Origin of the sequence: Anaerotignum neopropionicum (assembly GCF_001571775.1) — a bacterium.
Taxonomy (GTDB): domain Bacteria; phylum Bacillota; class Clostridia; order Lachnospirales; family Anaerotignaceae; genus Chakrabartyella; species Chakrabartyella neopropionicum.
Genome location: NZ_LRVM01000024.1, coordinates 1 through 1,587 on the forward strand (window position 1 = coordinate 1; position 1,587 = coordinate 1,587).

Below are 1,587 nucleotides of genomic sequence, written 5' to 3' on the forward strand. Positions count from 1 at the left end.
AAAGTAGCCAGATTATCTGGTTAGGACAAAACTTTAATTTAAGAGTTTGATCCTGGCTCAGGATGAACGCTGGCGGCGTGCTTAACACATGCAAGTCGAGCGGAGATATGAAATCTGAGAGCTTCGGCAGGATGATTTCATATTTTAGCGGCGGACGGGTGAGTAACGTGTGGGCAACCTGCCCTGTACTGTGGAATAATCACTGGAAACGGTGACTAATACCGCATGTCATCCGAAGAGGGCATCCTCTTTGGAGAAAAGGATTTATTCGGTACAGGATGGGCCCGCATCTGATTAGCTAGTTGGTGAGATAACAGCTCACCAAGGCAACGATCAGTAGCCGACCTGAGAGGGTGATCGGCCACATTGGGACTGAGACACGGCCCAAACTCCTACGGGAGGCAGCAGTGGGGAATATTGCACAATGGGCGAAAGCCTGATGCAGCAACGCCGCGTGAAGGATGAAGGGTTTCGGCTCGTAAACTTCTATCAACAGGGACGAAAAAAATGACGGTACCTGAATAAGAAGCCCCGGCTAACTACGTGCCAGCAGCCGCGGTAATACGTAGGGGGCAAGCGTTATCCGGAATTACTGGGTGTAAAGGGAGAGTAGGCGGCATGGTAAGTTAGATGTGAAAGCCCGAGGCTTAACCTCGGGATTGCATTTAAAACTATCAAGCTAGAGTACAGGAGAGGTAAGTGGAATTCCTAGTGTAGCGGTGAAATGCGTAGATATTAGGAAGAACACCAGTGGCGAAGGCGACTTACTGGACTGAAACTGACGCTGAGGCTCGAAAGCGTGGGGAGCGAACAGGATTAGATACCCTGGTAGTCCACGCCGTAAACGATGAGTGCTAGGTGTCGGGGGGGAACCCTCGGTGCCGCAGCTAACGCAATAAGCACTCCACCTGGGGAGTACGATCGCAAGATTGAAACTCAAAGGAATTGACGGGGGCCCGCACAAGCGGTGGAGCATGTGGTTTAATTCGAAGCAACGCGAAGAACCTTACCAAGGCTTGACATCCCTCTGACCGGTGTAGAGATACACCTTCTCTTCGGAGCAGGGGTGACAGGTGGTGCATGGTTGTCGTCAGCTCGTGTCGTGAGATGTTGGGTTAAGTCCCGCAACGAGCGCAACCCTTATCCTTAGTAGCCATCATTCAGTTGGGCACTCTAGGGAGACTGCCGTGGATAACACGGAGGAAGGTGGGGATGACGTCAAATCATCATGCCCCTTATGTCTTGGGCTACACACGTGCTACAATGGCTGGTAACAAAGTGACGCAAAACGGCGACGTCGAGCAAATCACAAAAACCCAGTCCCAGTTCGGATTGTAGTCTGCAACTCGACTACATGAAGCTGGAATCGCTAGTAATCGCGAATCAGAATGTCGCGGTGAATACGTTCCCGGGCCTTGTACACACCGCCCGTCACACCATGGGAGTTGGAAGCACCCGAAGTCGGTGACCTAACCGTAAGGAAGGAGCCGCCGAAGGTGAAGCCAGTGACTGGGGTGAAGTCGTAACAAGGTAGCCGTATCGGAAGGTGCGGCTGGATCACCTCCTTTCTATGGAGTATTGGTTGTG

1 rRNA gene is annotated in these 1,587 nt (G+C 52.0%); it reads left to right on the plus strand.

From position 1 onward, the window contains the following. Nucleotides 1-34 precede the first annotated feature (34 nt). A 16S ribosomal RNA gene (locus CLNEO_RS15145) occupies nucleotides 35-1,568 on the plus strand. The last annotated feature ends 19 nt before the right edge of the window (nucleotides 1,569-1,587 follow it).